The 15,723-nt window shown below is 46.4% G+C and carries 11 protein-coding genes and 2 pseudogenes; 2 read left to right on the forward strand and 11 right to left on the reverse strand.

What is annotated here, in order from left to right; genetic code table 11:
* Positions 1 to 236 precede the first annotated feature (236 nt).
* From ACFQI7_RS33300 to ACFQI7_RS33330, 7 genes and pseudogenes are all read right to left on the reverse strand, one after another.
* On the reverse strand, positions 237 to 656 hold the full coding sequence (locus ACFQI7_RS33300) for a DUF1579 family protein (protein WP_218101960.1): 420 nt from the start codon (positions 654 to 656) through the stop codon (positions 237 to 239).
* 179 nt (positions 657 to 835) lie between these two features.
* Positions 836 to 1,158 (reverse strand): annotated as a pseudogene (locus tag ACFQI7_RS33305) (IS1595 family transposase); the annotation flags it as partial.
* A 587-nt stretch (positions 1,159 to 1,745) separates the two neighbouring features.
* Positions 1,746 to 2,846: a Gfo/Idh/MocA family protein gene (locus tag ACFQI7_RS33310; RefSeq protein ID WP_218101959.1), complete on the reverse strand. Its 1,101-nt coding sequence runs from the start codon at positions 2,844 to 2,846 to the stop codon at positions 1,746 to 1,748.
* The gene (locus ACFQI7_RS33315; protein WP_218101958.1) at positions 2,843 to 3,883 is read right to left on the reverse strand and encodes an NAD(P)-dependent oxidoreductase; all 1,041 of its coding nucleotides are present in this window, start codon (positions 3,881 to 3,883) and stop codon (positions 2,843 to 2,845) included. The genes ACFQI7_RS33310 and ACFQI7_RS33315 overlap by 4 nt, the downstream gene beginning before the upstream one ends.
* An 85-nt stretch (positions 3,884 to 3,968) precedes the next feature.
* Positions 3,969 to 4,693: pseudogene (locus tag ACFQI7_RS33320) on the reverse strand (ThuA domain-containing protein).
* Positions 4,694 to 4,727: 34 nt separating this feature from the next.
* The gene (locus tag ACFQI7_RS33325) at positions 4,728 to 6,008 is read right to left on the reverse strand and encodes an ABC transporter substrate-binding protein (protein WP_218101957.1); all 1,281 of its coding nucleotides are present in this window, start codon (positions 6,006 to 6,008) and stop codon (positions 4,728 to 4,730) included.
* Positions 6,009 to 6,132: 124 nt separating this feature from the next.
* Positions 6,133 to 7,677 (reverse strand): sulfatase-like hydrolase/transferase, encoded by a 1,545-nt coding sequence (locus tag ACFQI7_RS33330; RefSeq protein ID WP_218101956.1) that lies wholly within the window; start codon positions 7,675 to 7,677, stop codon positions 6,133 to 6,135.
* Between the two features lie 588 nt (positions 7,678 to 8,265).
* Between ACFQI7_RS33330 and ACFQI7_RS33335 the strand changes: the two genes are divergently transcribed.
* On the forward strand, positions 8,266 to 9,456 hold the full coding sequence (locus ACFQI7_RS33335) for a XylR family transcriptional regulator (protein WP_218101954.1): 1,191 nt from the start codon (positions 8,266 to 8,268) through the stop codon (positions 9,454 to 9,456).
* A gap of 205 nt (positions 9,457 to 9,661) precedes the next feature.
* Here ACFQI7_RS33335 and ACFQI7_RS33340 read toward each other — a convergent pair whose 3' ends face one another.
* Positions 9,662 to 10,342 carry an NAD(P)H-dependent oxidoreductase gene (locus tag ACFQI7_RS33340; protein WP_218101953.1) on the reverse strand — a complete coding sequence of 227 codons (681 nt, stop codon included), beginning with the start codon at positions 10,340 to 10,342 and terminating at the stop codon, positions 9,662 to 9,664.
* A gap of 134 nt (positions 10,343 to 10,476) precedes the next feature.
* On the opposite strand from ACFQI7_RS33340, the gene ACFQI7_RS33345 reads away from it, so the two are divergent.
* Positions 10,477 to 10,836, forward strand: a complete 360-nt coding sequence (locus ACFQI7_RS33345; protein ID WP_218101952.1) for a winged helix-turn-helix transcriptional regulator — start codon at positions 10,477 to 10,479, stop codon at positions 10,834 to 10,836.
* A 765-nt stretch (positions 10,837 to 11,601) separates the two neighbouring features.
* On the opposite strand, the gene ACFQI7_RS33350 is transcribed toward ACFQI7_RS33345, so the two are convergent.
* From ACFQI7_RS33350 to ACFQI7_RS33360, 3 genes are read right to left on the reverse strand one after another with little or no spacing between them, the layout of a single operon-like run.
* Positions 11,602 to 12,888 (reverse strand): glycoside hydrolase family 125 protein, encoded by a 1,287-nt coding sequence (locus ACFQI7_RS33350; protein ID WP_218101951.1) that lies wholly within the window; start codon positions 12,886 to 12,888, stop codon positions 11,602 to 11,604.
* Between the two features lie 37 nt (positions 12,889 to 12,925).
* The gene (locus ACFQI7_RS33355) at positions 12,926 to 14,353 is read right to left on the reverse strand and encodes a sulfatase family protein (RefSeq protein WP_218101950.1); all 1,428 of its coding nucleotides are present in this window, start codon (positions 14,351 to 14,353) and stop codon (positions 12,926 to 12,928) included.
* Between the two features lie 30 nt (positions 14,354 to 14,383).
* On the reverse strand, positions 14,384 to 15,718 hold the full coding sequence (locus ACFQI7_RS33360; RefSeq protein WP_218101949.1) for a sulfatase family protein: 1,335 nt from the start codon (positions 15,716 to 15,718) through the stop codon (positions 14,384 to 14,386).
* Positions 15,719 to 15,723 lie beyond the last annotated feature (5 nt).

Here is a 15,723-nt window from a genome sequence, read left to right on the forward strand (position 1 = left end):
ATAATTGATTCAACAATTGGATCTAAATTATCAGTCCAAAAAGTCTCATTATTTCATTTACAAAGGCTATGTTAAACCTTAATGTTGATTAATGATTATAAGTTAACCGCCTTCATTAGAAGGCGGTTAACTTAGCTGTCGTACCCGTAATAACCTATACATTAACAACGTTTAAGCTATCCAATTAATTTCAACCACTTTAACCATCCATTACTGGTTAACCCATCATATTTCTTCTAATTTACTCTTGTGAGGGTTGCCCCATACCCTCCACCTGGCCATTCCCACGTACCATTGTATGAATTCCCATCTTCGCTAAATTTACCTTTAAATCGATTATTTGAACCCTTTCGACCAAACCAGATTGTGATATCGTTACCATCTATCTCCCAATCGTATGTAAAAACATGACCAACGTTATCGAAGAAATGGGAAGAACAGATTCTGTTTGATTCATCGTAGCCAATGTACTCAACCCCTTTGATCTTTCGCCCTTCATAGTCCATGTCAACTTCTTGCACAAGAAAAAAACCACCTTCTAACCACTTAAAGTTCACTGTACCTGCAACAATTGGACCGTTGACATTCCATGTGCCGATTAACCTATCAAATTTTTTAAGTTCCAGATTTGGTAGATTATCATTGTTTTGTCCCAAGGTAATCTTCTCCTTCACCTAATAATTGTGTTACTAATTTTTAAATATTAGCACACATATTGAGATGAGATTTCTTTTTAATTGCTGTCTTTGTATTAAGGTAAGTTTAAGCACTGTTCAATATTCCCCGTTTGTTTATCAAGAAAAAGCCAACCTTCGAAGTTTTGAGTTTGACTCATTTACAGTAAATAGACAAGATATGATTAACATATTTTTCTTATTGGACGCAGTGTTCTCATAATCCTTGCTATCCAAGTAACGGAACCACGCCAAATAAATACTTGGTTGCAACCCCATTAAAACGATCAATCCAACGTTTCAATCGGTATGATAGTTGTTTACATTTTGAATGTGATAAAACCCCTTTAACACATTGTTTTCCATCGGACTTAAATCGGTAGTGGTCTAAACTTTTCGATTTTGCATAGGAACTGAATGCCCTCCATGAGTCGGTACAAGGCACATTCGATGCGGACAAATAATTGCCGATTGCATCATCCAATTTGGGTGTAAGAATACGTCTTATAAAACAAGCGTTCGTAATTATCAAATATCAACAATATGATTTAACATAGCCTATACAAAAAAATGAAACAAAGGCTCTACCGTATCCACGTGATTGAAGATCTGGGCGAACGGGGACATGACACAGTTCACTGCCCCCAATAAACCATGTTTCCGAATGTTTTTTTATTTCTTAATCATAACCTACTGAATTTCGCTCGGATTCATTCGTACAGCCACTATGGTATATTCCGGTATAACTAACAGTGCACTCCCGTATATCCCGAGAGAATACACCCCTTTGACAGTTGTACCCCAATTCCGAGTCAGTACCCACCAAAAAAATCCATTTCGTGGTAAGGTTTCGTTAAGGCTTGCTGGAGTAATACTTTTACTGCTTCATCGAAGATCGATTTGGGTAGTATCTGCTGGCCTTGATAATACTCTTGGATAAGAACAAATATCCCCGATTCCCAAATCCCGTGTATTACAACGAAGTTAGCCAAAGCTAATCCTAAATATTTTTATTTCTAGAATACAACTGAGATATTTGATGCTAGCATTGTTTTTCCTCCATGCTTTTTATTAAAACTGCGGGATTTTGACGATTTCCCCACCCTTCATCGCGGATTCATGGGCGCAAATTCCAGCGCACGTCCAATTGGCTGAGGTAAGGACATTCGGATAAGGTTCCCGGTGCTCGACAATACTCATGACGAATTCGTTCGCAAGATGTGGATGAGATCCTCCATGCCCGCTGCCCTGTGTAAAGGATAAATGTTGATTCTCCTGTGAATCGTAAACGCCTTCCGTCGTATACCTTCGAATGCTTTCCGGAAGCAGGTGTGCGTAATCTGGAATTTTCACTCTTTTCCCATCTTCCCCGGTAAAGAGAGCCGGATCCTCATCCTCCAGCCGCTGCCACTCAAAGCTCATAGTGTCGGCATAAATATCGAAGCTTTCTATATATTCGCGGGAGGTTTCAAATAAAGAACGGGTCACCTCAGCCGCCAGCGTGCTATTTTTTAACCTGAACAAGGCAGATTCCACTGCAAAGGGAGATCCGTACTTTTCGATAAGGCAATCAGCTATACGTCCTGAGCCGAAGCAAGATACAAAATCCACTTCGCTTTCCGCCAAAGCAAGCAGCGGACTCACGGCATGTGTAGCATAATGCATCGGAGGAAGTCCCTCCCAATATCCCGGCCAGCCGGCCATTTCCTGCTGATGTGCACCTCGCAAGAACTGGATGCGTCCTAGCGCACCGCTGTCTCGCAGCTTTTTTACATGCAAGAATTCACGAGTGTAAACGGCGGTTTCCATCATCATGTAGTTTTTTCCGGAGGCATGCTGCGCCTCTACAATTCTTCGGCAATCCTCAACAGAAGTCGCCATCGGAACCGTACAGGCCACATGTTTACCTGCATTCAGTGCGGCAATGCTTTGTTCAGCATGATTAGGTATGGGGGTGTTGATATGGACGGCATCAATTTTTACATCTTTCAACATTTCCTCAAAGCTGGCGTATCGTACCGGAATACCGAAGTGATCGCCCATCGTCTTCAGTTTATCACTGGAACGCTGACATATGGCATACATCTCCGTGTGCGGATGATTTTGATAAATCGGAATAAATTCGGCTCCAAATCCGAGGCCAGCGATAGCCATTCTTATTTTTCTATTCATTGTAAAAACTTCCTTTCTCCTTGTGGCTCGAACTGCTTTGCCAGTAACTCCGCCCATTGCTGATTTGCATGGGTCGTTCTTCCGGCATTATGCGGAGTGTGAACGACATTGTGCCTGCCAAGCAGCGGATGAGCAAGCGGTAGTGGTTCCACATCGAACACATCCGCGGCTAAGCTGATCTCATCGCGAAAAACCCGTTCGTAAAGAGCTTCCGTGTCACAAATTTTGGCTCGGGTCGACAGGACCACCAAGCACCCGCTTGGAAGAGAATTTATCAGCTCTGCTGTAACGAGTCTTGTTGTTGATTCGGTCAAGGGCACCATGGGCACAAAGATATCTGCATCCTTGACTAGTTCCTCTAAGTGATATTCCTTTCGGGCACCGGAACGGTGAAAGCATGGTTCACTGGCAAAGGGATCCCATGCCGCAACGTCAGCACCAAGCATATGCACAAAACTCGCGTATCTGCTGGCAATATTGCCTGCTCCAACAATGCGGACCCGCTTCCCGGCAACCGTGCCATTTGTAAATCGGTAATCGTCACTAAACTGCTCGCCACGAACAACCGGACGATTGTCCTCTTTGGGTGGACTGAATTTCCATGGTGCATGAGAGGTGATGATTTCATGATGCGTTTGCGGGATTCTGCGCAGCCCGCATATCGTTAAGGCAAGCGCGAATTCGGAGACGGATTGTCCCCAGAAACCCTCGCTGGGATGTCCATATACCTTTACTCCCTTCTGCTTCAAGTATTCCTCACATTCTGCGGTCAGATTGTGAGCATATTTTGCTGAAAATGCGCCTTCCTTCAAAGCAGATAAACTCTGTAGACACTTCAGTGTGACCGGCACGCATAATAAAACGAGGCGTGTTACGGTATCCGAATTTGCAATGATCTCGCCAGCCGGACGGGAATCACCCTCCTCCAGACGAATGAACCCCACTTCCCCCTGTGCCCTCCACAGCGAATGAAAATGATCAGCCGCATACGGCCATGTTCGATCAAAAATAGAACTTACGATGACCACACTTCTCATGTATGGCTCCTCCTCATTTATATCTTTACGTCCACCCGTGGAAAAAAAACGCAATAGGGGGCCACGGCCGATCGTTCCGTTTACGCTAGATCTTTGTCTTGATTTCCTCAAGCGGCTTCGCGTTGCCGTAAACTGGCCTTGCCCCATGTTTCTGAGCAGCCCACTCCACGGCGTTCTCGATGACCTGAAGTACCTCTTTGTTATGGTAGGTCGGACACGTCTCATGACCAGGACGGAAGTAAAAAACCTTGCCCTGACCGCGGTGGTAAGTACATCCGCTTCGAAACACTTCACCGCCTTCAAACCAGCTGATGAACACCAGCTCATCAGGCGCCGGAATATCATGATCTTCGCCATACATCTCTTCGCGCTCCAACTCGATATACTGGCCAAGACCAGAAGCGATCGGATGCGCAGGATCGATGATCCAGATGCGTTCTCGCTCGTTCGCTTCTCGCCATTTGAGGTTGCAGGACGGCCCATCAGCTTTCTGAAAATTTTCGAAACATGGGCCGAATGCAGCACGATCAGACCCATGCCCTGCAGCACCCGATGATGAACGCGGTTCACGATCTCGTCCATAACCTGACCGTGTGCCATATGGCCCCACCAAATCAGAACGTCCGTATCGTTCAGCGTATCCTCGGTCAGTCCGTGTTCCGGCTCTTCCAGCGTCGCTGTACAGATCTTCCAGTCATTCCGCTTGAGCCCCTCCGCCAACGCTCCGTGAATGCCGTTCGGGTAGATCCGGGCGACTTCAGGGTTCGTTCGCTCATGAACATTCTCATTCCATATGATGACACGGATCATGACATCATCTCCATTCCTTTATGCGAAGAACTACCTACTTTTTCATTTTATCCTGGATAATCTTCGTCATTTCTTCCTTTGCTTCCCGAATGACTGTGTTGATGTCTTTCTTTCCATTGTACATATCAAGGGCATGTTTCTTGGGAATACCTGAGACGAAGCCATCATATGGCGTTGGCGCATACCAGCCCGAATCATATTTGAAAATGGACATAACATTTTTCCCTTTCAGGAACGGAAGTTTCTTTCCGAATTCTGCCTGAATTGATTTGTCCTTCAACGTAGATAATTGACCATTACGCATGAATTCCTTCTGAACTTCTTCAGACAGAATCGTTTCGATCACGAGAAAGGCATCCTCTTTATGCTTGGAGGTATTGGCAATCATGAGTCCCTTTCCACCTGCCACCGACTTAGGAACAGGACGATCTTTCAATATCGGATACGTGACCATATCCCAGTTCAAATCCGTTACTTTAGCGAGACTGTCCAATTGGCTGTACGATAATCTCATCGCAACATTTTTATCTTTCAAGAAGACATCCATAGACGAATTGAATTCGGGCAATTTGTTTCCCGGAATCGAGAGTATCCTCTCATACATTTCATAAGCCGGTTTCCATTGCTCAACCAGCGGTTCATCCGTCTTGGGATCGACTAAAGCACCTAGATTGCCCACTATATAATTCAACCGGTCGAGATTTTCAGGATCCAATCCCCGATAATTCACTCCCCCATCGGTTCTTGTCATTTTTTGTGCCAGATCGAGAATCTGATCCCAGTTCATTCCGTCTCGAGGGTACCCGATTCCAAATCTGTCAAAAAGGTCTTTGTTGTAATATAGCGCATTGAAATTGAGATAGTGCGGGATGCTATTGATTTGACCATTATCACTGGTCAACAGCACCTGTTTGATTAATCCCGGTTGAATTCGGTTCAAATCAAACTGATACTTTTTGATCAGTGGGCTAAGATCGTACAGCAGTCCCACGTCCCGAATATTCTTGAAATTAAGCAGCGAGTTGATGAACATATCCGGAATTTCACCTAGGGTAACCAGTTTGTCAAGAGGATCATTATTCGCTTGAAGCAATTTCAAAGTGATATAGGGATATTTGGCGTGAACCGGTTTCGCATAAAGCTCCTCAAACATTTCAATTGACGGAATGTCGGGCTGCTGACTCCATACAACCAGTGTCACCGGCTCTTTAGGTGCCCCCGCTTGGACGGGCGTGTCACTTGCTTTACTATCGCAACCCTCGAGAATAAAAGCGAAGAGCACGGTTGATAGGACAAGTACCGATCTTTTCTTCATTTAAATTCATCCCCTTAAAAAGGTTATGTATTCTAACATTGGTAGACAAAGAAAAAAGGAACTCGGTATGCAACCTAGAAACCGTCGAATAACAAACCTGCTTCTGGTGTTACATGTTTACGAACTATGGGTTAACGTTGCTTTCTGGCCAGCTTGGGAATTCCGGTTCGTGCTGAAAGACGCCTTGCTTGATCAATTCCTTGAGCTGCGGTTCGCTCAAGGTAAGGGTATAATCTTCCCCTTCCTTTCCAATCAAGCCCAAATCCTTCTTCGCCCGAAGCGACACTTTCTCCGGATCAACGACTTCACGCAATTTGGACTCAAAATCTTTCAATACGCTTACATATCGTTCATCATTCGCCAAATCGTGGAGCTCTTGAGGATCCTCTTTCACATTGAACAAGCTTGGCCTGTCGTTTACGTAGTATGTATATTTATAATCGCCGCGCACCAGCATGTACCAATCCTGTTTGAAGAAATTACCGTGATATTCCGAGAAAGCGTAATCCTTTCGTTCCTTGTTGTTGTTTTTAAGCAATGACAGCCAGCTTTGTCCGGGGCGATCCGATTCAGTGTCCAAATTCATAATTTCCATGATCGTTGGATACAAGTCCACCAGTGTAACCGGATGATCGATACGCTGACCAGCCGGCACACCTGGTCCTTTTAATACCAAAGGCACACCAACAGAACCTTCGTAGCTGCACTGTTTATAGAACAACCCGTGTTCCCCCAAGTTTTCACCATGATCAGACATGTACACAATATACGTGTCATCATAAAGGTTTTGCGCCTTCAGTTCGGCTACAAGCCTTCCGATATTTTCATCCAGAGCGGTAATCATCCCATAATACGCGGAGATTACTTTGCGTAACATCGGTTCCGAAAGCGATCCGAGATCGAGTGCTCTTTGCATATTGCGTACTTGCGGATGAAGATTTTCATTTGGAAAATGGGCATCATGCGGAATCGCGACGCGATCCGGGTAATACAAGTCGAAATATTTTTTTGGTACCATGAAAGGCCAATGCGGGAACATGAAGCCCATATACATCGCCCATGGTTTCTTGGTTGATTCCTGTCCCTTTTGTTTCACAAATTCGATAGCCCAGTCCGTTACTTGCTTATCATGATCGTAAAAGCCTACGGCAAGGTTGTACCCTTCACCACCGTCCTTGCGGGGTTCGAACGATACTGTCTCATCCCGATATCCAGCTTTCTCGATAAGAATGCGCTTCTGAGTTCGAAGGCTTCCTTCCAAACGCGAGGGGAGCGGCGTGGTCCGCGGATACGGGTTAAAAGCGGCTCGTTTTTTGATGATTTTATAATCTGTAAATCCTCCATCTTGGTAGTCGCCGCAAAAGTCCATTTTTCCAAACATAGTCGAAGGGATTCCCGCCTCGTGCAGCTTTCGGGACCATGTCATTTCCTTACGGTCCAAGGGACAACCGAGGAACCAGCTATCGATTTGATGCGGGTATTTCCCGGTTATGAAACTCATCCGGCTCGGCGTACATACCGGGCAATTGCTGTACGCTCTGCTGAAATAAGCACCATCTGCTGCAAGCTGATCTAGATGAGGCGTTTGGACAAAGGTATGCCCACGGTAACCCGTTACGAGTGGATGATGCTGGTCGCTGCAAATAACGACAATATTGGGTTGGCTCATACCAATAACCTCCTTCTATCGATTCATATATTTGTTTGCGCTTTCATATGGAAGAAGTGGGGAATTTCTTTCCATATGATTAACTTTGGAATCGATTAGGTTAATTTTTACTATAGTGAAATGAAGCGCGCAAGTCGATGAGTTTTTTCGCTTTGTTATTGAGATATTTAACATCGCGATATTATGTAAATATACTGAGGAGCCATAGAAATACTCAATATTCAATTCTTAATTATTCCATTGAGAGCGTTAACTGCCAATGAAATTTTTAACCGCTTTCGGCGGCATTAACCAGACATAGTGGAAATTTATATTCCTGAAAACAGCCTGTTACTTCCCCTATCGTGCGCTTGATGTTGCTCATATAAAGCCAATTATCAATATATCCTCCTAACTGAACCCCAATAATGTTCCCATGCTTGCCAGCATACACTTTATCCACGTACCTTCCTAATAGATCATTTTTTTTTACTAATAGAAGTTCCCAGACCTTGAGTTATTTAACCTTGACAATGAAAGCGATGCAATAATAAATAGAGATATATGGGATAGATGGGTTCCGCTATCGACCAGGGGAAAGAGAAGTGAATGAAAATGGTTTTTTTTACAGAAGAAAGTGCGATCGCCGCCTCCCGCTTCGAAAAACACACTCATGTCGCGTTGATCGTGGAAACGTCGAATGAATATGCGCGAGGCCTGCTCCGGGGGATTAAATCGTACATCCGGGAGCATAAACCCTGGTCCATTTACCTCGGTGAGCAAAGCAGAGGGCACATCGATCTGTCCTGGTTGCAGGATTGGAAAGGGGATGGTATCATCGCTAGAATCGAAACCCCGGAAATTGCCGAAGCAGTCCGGAGCCTGAGCGTCCCTACGGTCAACTTGAGTACCTCCAGATTTCTACCCGGGCTGCCGTGCGTGGAGACGAACAACGAATCGATCGCCTGTATCGCTGCAAAGCACTTGATGGAACGCGGGTTCAAACAGTTCGGCTATTGTGGGGACACAGATTTCGCCTGGTCGAACCAGCGTTCCACATTCTTTTCCCAATCTGTCCGGGAGGCGGGCTTCTCGTGCTATGTTTACGAAACGGGGCATTCCCAATCGTGGCTGCTCGACCGCAAGAATCTGGCCACATGGCTGTCATCGCTTCCCAAACCGATCGGTATTATGGCTTGCTACGATATTTTGGGGCACAAGTTGCTAGAATCGTGCCGGCTTGCCGGAATAGCGGTACCTGACGAAGTGAGCGTCATCGGCGTTGACAATGACGAACTGCTGTGCAATCTCTCCGATCCGCCGCTGTCCAGCGTCATGCCCAATACATTAAGTACAGGCTATAAGGCTGCGTCGCTCCTTGACCGGATGATGTCAGGAGAAACGATCGAGCCGGAGCTTTACCTCATCGAACCCATCGATATTGTCACACGAATGTCTACAGATGTAGTCGCCATGGAGGATAAGTTTGTTTCCGATGCGGTTCGCTTCATCCGCAATCATGCGTACGAGAATATTAAAGTAGAGGATATTTTAAGGTATATTCCCGTATCGAGGCGTGTGCTGGAAAGTCGTTTCCGCAAGCTACTCGGCCGGACCCCGCACGAGGAAATCATCGAGGTCAAAGTGAAGCTGATTAAGCACCTACTGTCGGAAACGGAGCTTACACTGCCCATCATCGCAGAGCGAATCGGCTTCCTGAATGCGGAGTATATGAATGTGATGTTTAAGAAAAAGACGGGGATGTCACCAGGATCGTACAGAAAAAAGAGAAAAACTTAATAATAACTTCACGATTACAGCAAACTCATAAAAAAAACGACTAACACAAATACAGAGTTAGCCGCAGATTGTTGGAAAAGCACCGGTTTCTAGGGGCTTTTGTTGTGTTGTTATTCTGAGAAAAGTACAAAGAAAAGGAATCGATGGCTGTCCAGCTTCTTGGCTAGGAAATTAGCGATCTTGTTTATGTTGAGACATATCGCGGTCATGAGCGCTTGCTGCTGTACTTTTCACGACCGAGGAACCGGCAGTAGCGAATCCGCCGCTCATGACTGGTTAGGCATCCTTTTTCTTTAATAGCTGGAGCTTGCTCTTGTGATTTTAATGCCGTTCCTTCTACAAAAATTGCCTCAATAGATTGAATCCCATAGAACTGTAAAACCTTATTCAGATAGTTGTATCCCATTTCAAGTGGAGCTAAAGGACCTTCCGAATAAACAGAACCACTAGCTTGAATGTGTAAGACTTTCTTACCGTTCAACAGACCTTCAGGGCCGTTTTCGGTATATCTAGAAGTCTTACCCGGAATTGAAGTCGCATCAGTGTATGCTTTCAAAACCGGTGGGATCATGAAATTCCACATCGGGGAAACATATACATACTTATCTGCAGCCACGAATTGATCAACAACCGCCTCAAGACGAGCCACTTTTGACTTCTCAGCATCAGTCAGTTGATCGAAAGATGAACCCGACCGAAGATTTTCCCAACCTCTTAAAACATCAGCATCAAATTGCGGAATATTCTCTTTGTAGAGATCCAAATGAACAACTTCATCTTTCGGATTTGCCTCGCGGTACGCTTCGATAAACTCTTTGCCTACAGCGAGGCTATACGATGATTGAGGATCGAGAGGGTGTGCAGTGATGTACAATACGGTTGCCATGAATCAAAACTTCCCTTCTATAATCAGAATAATTATACTTTCAAGGATAATCATATTATATATACTTACATATTTTAAGTACGCACATTAATGTGATATAGTATTAAAAAAGGTACTGTAATGGATGCCTACGTATGCAAAAAAATCCTGTCCAATGTCAATTCGTTGTGGCGCTGGATTCGATCGTCGGCAAATGGAAGCCGATTATCCTTTATCATTTGCTTCAAGGTAAACCTTTGCGGTTCAATGAGCTAAGAAGATTGCTGCCCGATATCACTCAAAGGATGCTTACGCTCCATCTGCGCGAATTGGAAGAAGAAGAAATCGTTAAAAGAGTTATTTATCCGCAAATCCCGCTTAAAGTAGAATACTCCATCACGGAATACGGCATGAGCCTGTCTCCGATTTTGGAAACCTTACATCAATGGGGAGTGGCCCACGTTGAGCGAAAGCAGCTCAAAAAGGAGAAAAATGAACAAACAGAAACGGACTAGCGTTCGACATTACGCTAGTCCGTTTCATTCTGCTCCGAGTCACAATATAACGAAAGTGATTACGAGACATGTCCGGCACCACGGCCTGCCAGAACATAAAGAAGATCAATAAATTCGAACTATCCTGCCCTTTAGCTTAATGGCCTTTTGAACAAACATTACAAATTCAAGTTTTTCTATCTCCGCGATTATGCACCTATGTTTGTGTCGTAAAACGATTATGCACCAATGTTTGTGTCGTGACCTCGCGACACAAACATATACGCTTTCACGATACAAACATATGCGCTATCACCGTTTGTGTTTTTTATCCCATAACACAAAAAGCCGCGATTTAGGTACTGTTGACAAATGGCATCACACAATTAAATGGTACAATATTTAGAATAACAAACGCCGATGATCCACTATTTATTGTGGTGGATCATCGGCGTTTTACTTAGATAAATACTTTGTCAAGTCCCATTTACGCGGCATTTAATGAGATATTATTCTTGTCACCCGACAGTGCACGAGTACGCCAAAGCAGGTCTCTGTAGGATTGAATGCTCTCCAATTAAGAGCCACTAAACCAATATACTAGAGTAACTTTGATTAAAAACACGTGCGTATGCAACTACATATCTCGGCGGCAACTGCAACTGGAAGCCAAGTGCTTTACCTTAACATTGCAACAACAGCCATTACGAGAACGAGTTTCCGTAGGAAGCTTACTTTGTAGGCTAGTCATTCCTTTTATCCTTATCCCCTTATAATCGATAGTCTCTATTTCTTAACACCAATATCACACAGATCAAGTACTAGCTCGCAAAACATCATGTTCGCCCAAGAAAACCATTTTCTGGTAAATTTGTACGGATCGTCCGCATCGAAGCCTTCGTGCATCATACCTGTGCCGGCATCCGTACTCTCCAGCAAATCTAACATCCGTTCTTTCTCCTCCGTACGATCGGCCGTCAGCCCTTGCATGGCAAGCGCTATATGCCAGATATATCGGTCCGGAGTATGCGGACTTCCTATCCCTTCCGCTGCTTGCCCTTTGTAGAAATAAGGATTAGCTTCACTTAATACAAATCGTCGCGTGTTTCGGTAAATCGGGTCGTCTGCCGAGACGTAACCCAAATAGGGGATCGACAGCAGACTCGGAACATTGGCATCGTCCATCAAATTGCAGTTCCCGAGGCCATCCGCCTCATAAGCATATATCGGTCCAAACTCGGGATGATCCACAATTGCGTGTTCCTTGATACCTTTATCAATCTCAAGGCTAAGCTCCATCGCTTCTTCGGCTAAAGCCGGATCCTTCAATATGGCTGTCGCGATTTCTACCGTATAACGCAAAACGATGACGGCGAACATATTGGAAGAAACTAAATACCCGTACTGACAAGGATCGTCGCTTGGACGGAATCCGGACCAGGTCATGCCCGTATAAGCCGTCAAGTTTCCTTTACCGTCACGCGGCAGCTGTCCGGGCTTTTTTATACGGAGGAAGCTGTAATCGGAGTCCGTCTCGTGACGCTGCTCCTTTTTCCATAAAGCCATAATTTCACGAACTGCACGAACGAACGAATCGTTAAATTGAGCGGTCCGTCCCGTGTTCTTCCAAAGCAAGTAGCTCAGCTGAATCGGGTAGCATAAGGAATCGATTTCGTATTTACGCTCCCAGATCCACGGAGTCATCGCTGTCTGGTCGTTTTGGTGGCCTTTGCCGCTTGGGGAATCGTTAAACGCATTCGCATATGGATCATGAACGATAAATTGAAATTGCCGCTCTACCAAACCTTGAATCATATCGGCAATCTGTTCATCGTCCGCTGCAACCGTCAAGTAGGGACGAACCTGTGCCGCCGAATCACGCAGCCACATGGCCGGGATATCTCCGGTTATGACATAGGTTGTGCCGTCCGGCCACCGATGGATCGTCGTATGAAGCGTGTTCTTAATACATGTCTCGAACATTCGCACGATATTGGGGCGGTGGCTAAGCTTCCTGCTTACCTGCTCGATCAAGGTTGTGACGGACAACGGTGTTTCCGTGATTTGTGACATAGCCTTTTACCTCCGATTTGTTTGCTTTAGGCGGGAATCATGATCTGTCGATCGGACGCGTAAAGCTCTGTGTTCGTGTGAGATCCAACACCTTGCCCAATTCGTTCACCACTTCAGGAAGCTTGTCATATAAGTTATTTCGCTCGGCAATATCTTCCCTAATAAAATAAAGCTGACCAGCAGGTTCATCCACCGATTCCTCCGACTTCTTCTTATTCCAATCAAAGCCGCCGGAGCCTCTCCCTTCGATGTACTTCCAATCCTTGTCGCGTATGGAGAACATCCCTTGCAAGGAATGATGGATGGCATACTTCCGAATCGGCTGTTCAAGCGGCTGTCCCAATAGAAGCGGAAGCTGATTGAAGCTGTCCTCTCCTGCATGAGCAGGCAAAGTCTGGCCAGCGATCGCGGCGGCAGTTCCCATAAAATCGACCAAATCGATCAGCTCGTCATAAACCTGACCCGGTTTGATCTTCCCAGTCCAGCTCATGATATACGGAATTCGATGTCCCCCGTCCCAGATGCCTGCTTTGATGCCCCGCAGCGGACCGGTAGCACGATGGCCATACGTCTCCGCCTCTTGAGGCTGGGGATGCGGACCGTTGTCGCTGGCGAAGATGATCATGGTTTGCTCCCTTATACCCAGATTCTCCAATGTATCGACTATTTGCCCTACCGTCCAGTCGAGCTCCATAATCATGTCGCCCCGCCGGCCAACCCCGCTTTTGCCCCGAAAAGGTTCGGCAGCCGTCCAAGGGGTATGCGGTCCGGTCAAAGGCAAATACAAGAAGAACGGCCGCTCCGATTGCTGCTCCGCTTGACGGCGAATAAAGTCCACCGCTTTAGCGGTATGCACACCGTTGACATCTTCATCCTTCCAGCCGGCGGACATAAGCCCTCCGCGGCTCTCCTGCAAGTCGTTATACGGATGTTTTGGAACCATAGTCGGATCGACGACCCGATCGTTCTCGATAAAACAGTACGGAGGCATATCCAGCGAAGCGGAAATCCCGTAAAAATAGTCAAACCCGAGCTGCACGGGACCATGTGTAAGGGTACGGTTATAATCGATATCGTCCGGCTTCTCGGAGATTTGAGTCCAGCCTAGTCCGAGGTGCCACTTGCCGATGCAGGCTGTCGCATATCCGGATTGCTGCAGCATGGAAGCGACGGTCATTCGTCCCTCTTCTATTAACGGCTGCGAGTATCCGTTCAACACCCCTTTCTTCATCTCGGAGCGCCAGCAATATCGGCCCGTTAAGATGCCGTATCGGGTCGGCGTACAGACGGCGGACGGCGAATGGGCATCGGTAAACCGGATACCTTCCTTAGCCAGACGATCCAAATGAGGAGTTTGAACCAGAGTTGCCCCGTAGCAGCTGAGATCTCCATATCCCAAATCATCCGCTAAAATATATACAATGTTCGGTCTTTCATCCGCTTTACCCGCAGAAGATTTCATCATCGTTGTGTGCTCCTTTATTTACAGCTTAAGTTATCGCTTCATATTTTGGTCGAACGATCGTATTTTTGCCGTCAAAGCTTGCACCAGTTCGGGATGCCTGGAGGCCAAATTGGTCTTTTCCCCCGGGTCCGCAGCCAAATCGTAAAGCTCAGGCATACCCGTCTTATCGCCCTGCGTGCCCTTGGCGATATGCAGCTTCCATTGTCCCGACCGTACGGCATTCAAGCTGTTCCGATAATAAAAGTAAAGCTCCTCGTGAGGCGAGCTCCCTTGTCCTTGCAGCAGCGGGAACATGTTTTTCCCGTCCACACGGCTGCTGTCCACCGTCCCGCCGGCTAAGGAAACGATCGTCGGGACGATATCCATGAGGCTGGATACTTCGCCCGACACCGTCCCGGGCGGAATCACCGTGTTCCACTGCGCCACTAAAGGAACGCGTATGCCGCCTTCGTACACGTCGAACTTCCGTCCCCTGAGGCCTCCCGTGCTTCCCAGCCGGCCCGGTCCATGGTCGCTGCTCACCATGATGATCGTATTGTCCAGGATGCCGTTCTTCTTCAACGTTTCTATAATCTTGCCAAGATAAAAGTCGGCGCTTTCGAGGGAGTCCCCATATTTGCCTCCTTCCGACTTTCCGGCGAACTCCCGCGGAGGCATTTGCGGATCATGCGGGTAATTGTGCGCCAAATAAACGAAGAACGGACGATCTTTATTCGTCTCGATGAATCGGATCGCCTCGTTCGAATACCATTCCGCCAGCTTTGTTTTGTCTACGTTCGCCTGCACCATAGCTTCATTCTCGTACAAATCGAACGGCTCCATGTCATTGCTGTACAGGACGCCATAAAAACGATCAAATCCATGCTTCGTCGGGAAAAAGGGCGGGAGCGAGCCGAGATGCCATTTCCCGATCATGTTGCTGACATAACCTTGGTCCTTCAAATAAGTGGCCAATGTTTTCTCTGTTTTGCCTATTCCCGTCTTCGCATCGGGTCCCAGCACATCGGGAATGCCTACCCTTTGCGCATATCGTCCGGTTAACAGGGCGGCGCGGGACGGACTGCAGACAGGAGCAGCGGCATACATTTGCGTGAACTTAACCCCGTATTGCGCTATTTGGTCTATAACCGGCGTTTTAATTTGCCGGTTTCCGTAAGCTCCGAAATCGCCATAGCCTGCATCGTCGAAAAATACGAACAGAAGATTCGGCTTGTCTCGGGTCGGTCTGACAGGCACACGCTTAACGGCTTCTTCCGTTTCCTTCATGCCTGCAAGATCGCTGACGGTTTTCCTGCATCCGCTCATCATGGCCGCCAACAGCGCGGATCCGTTAACGATAAACTGCCTTCTCGTCATTTTTTTCATAGGGA

The sequence above is a fragment of the Paenibacillus allorhizosphaerae genome (genome assembly GCF_042659105.1).
GTDB classification, from domain to species: domain Bacteria; phylum Bacillota; class Bacilli; order Paenibacillales; family NBRC-103111; genus Paenibacillus_G; species Paenibacillus_G allorhizosphaerae.

What these genes read in the sequence shown, in the direction of transcription:
- ACFQI7_RS33310 (WP_218101959.1), bottom strand. Translation starts at nt 2,846, where the DNA reads ATGAATAGAAAAATAAGAATGGCTATCGCTGGCCTCGGATTTGGAGCC.
- ACFQI7_RS33315 (WP_218101958.1), bottom strand. Translation starts at nt 3,883, where the DNA reads ATGAGAAGTGTGGTCATCGTAAGTTCTATTTTTGATCGAACATGGCCG.
- ACFQI7_RS33325 (WP_218101957.1), bottom strand. Translation starts at nt 6,008, where the DNA reads ATGAAGAAAAGATCGGTACTTGTCCTATCAACCGTGCTCTTCGCTTTT.
- ACFQI7_RS33330 (WP_218101956.1), bottom strand. Translation starts at nt 7,677, where the DNA reads ATGAGCCAACCCAATATTGTCGTTATTTGCAGCGACCAGCATCATCCA.
- ACFQI7_RS33335 (WP_218101954.1), top strand. Translation starts at nt 8,266, where the DNA reads ATGAAAATGGTTTTTTTTACAGAAGAAAGTGCGATCGCCGCCTCCCGC.
- ACFQI7_RS33340 (WP_218101953.1), bottom strand. Translation starts at nt 10,342, where the DNA reads ATGGCAACCGTATTGTACATCACTGCACACCCTCTCGATCCTCAATCA.
- ACFQI7_RS33345 (WP_218101952.1), top strand. Translation starts at nt 10,477, where the DNA reads ATGCAAAAAAATCCTGTCCAATGTCAATTCGTTGTGGCGCTGGATTCG.
- ACFQI7_RS33350 (WP_218101951.1), bottom strand. Translation starts at nt 12,888, where the DNA reads ATGTCACAAATCACGGAAACACCGTTGTCCGTCACAACCTTGATCGAG.
- ACFQI7_RS33355 (WP_218101950.1), bottom strand. Translation starts at nt 14,353, where the DNA reads ATGATGAAATCTTCTGCGGGTAAAGCGGATGAAAGACCGAACATTGTA.
- ACFQI7_RS33360 (WP_218101949.1), bottom strand. Translation starts at nt 15,718, where the DNA reads ATGAAAAAAATGACGAGAAGGCAGTTTATCGTTAACGGATCCGCGCTG.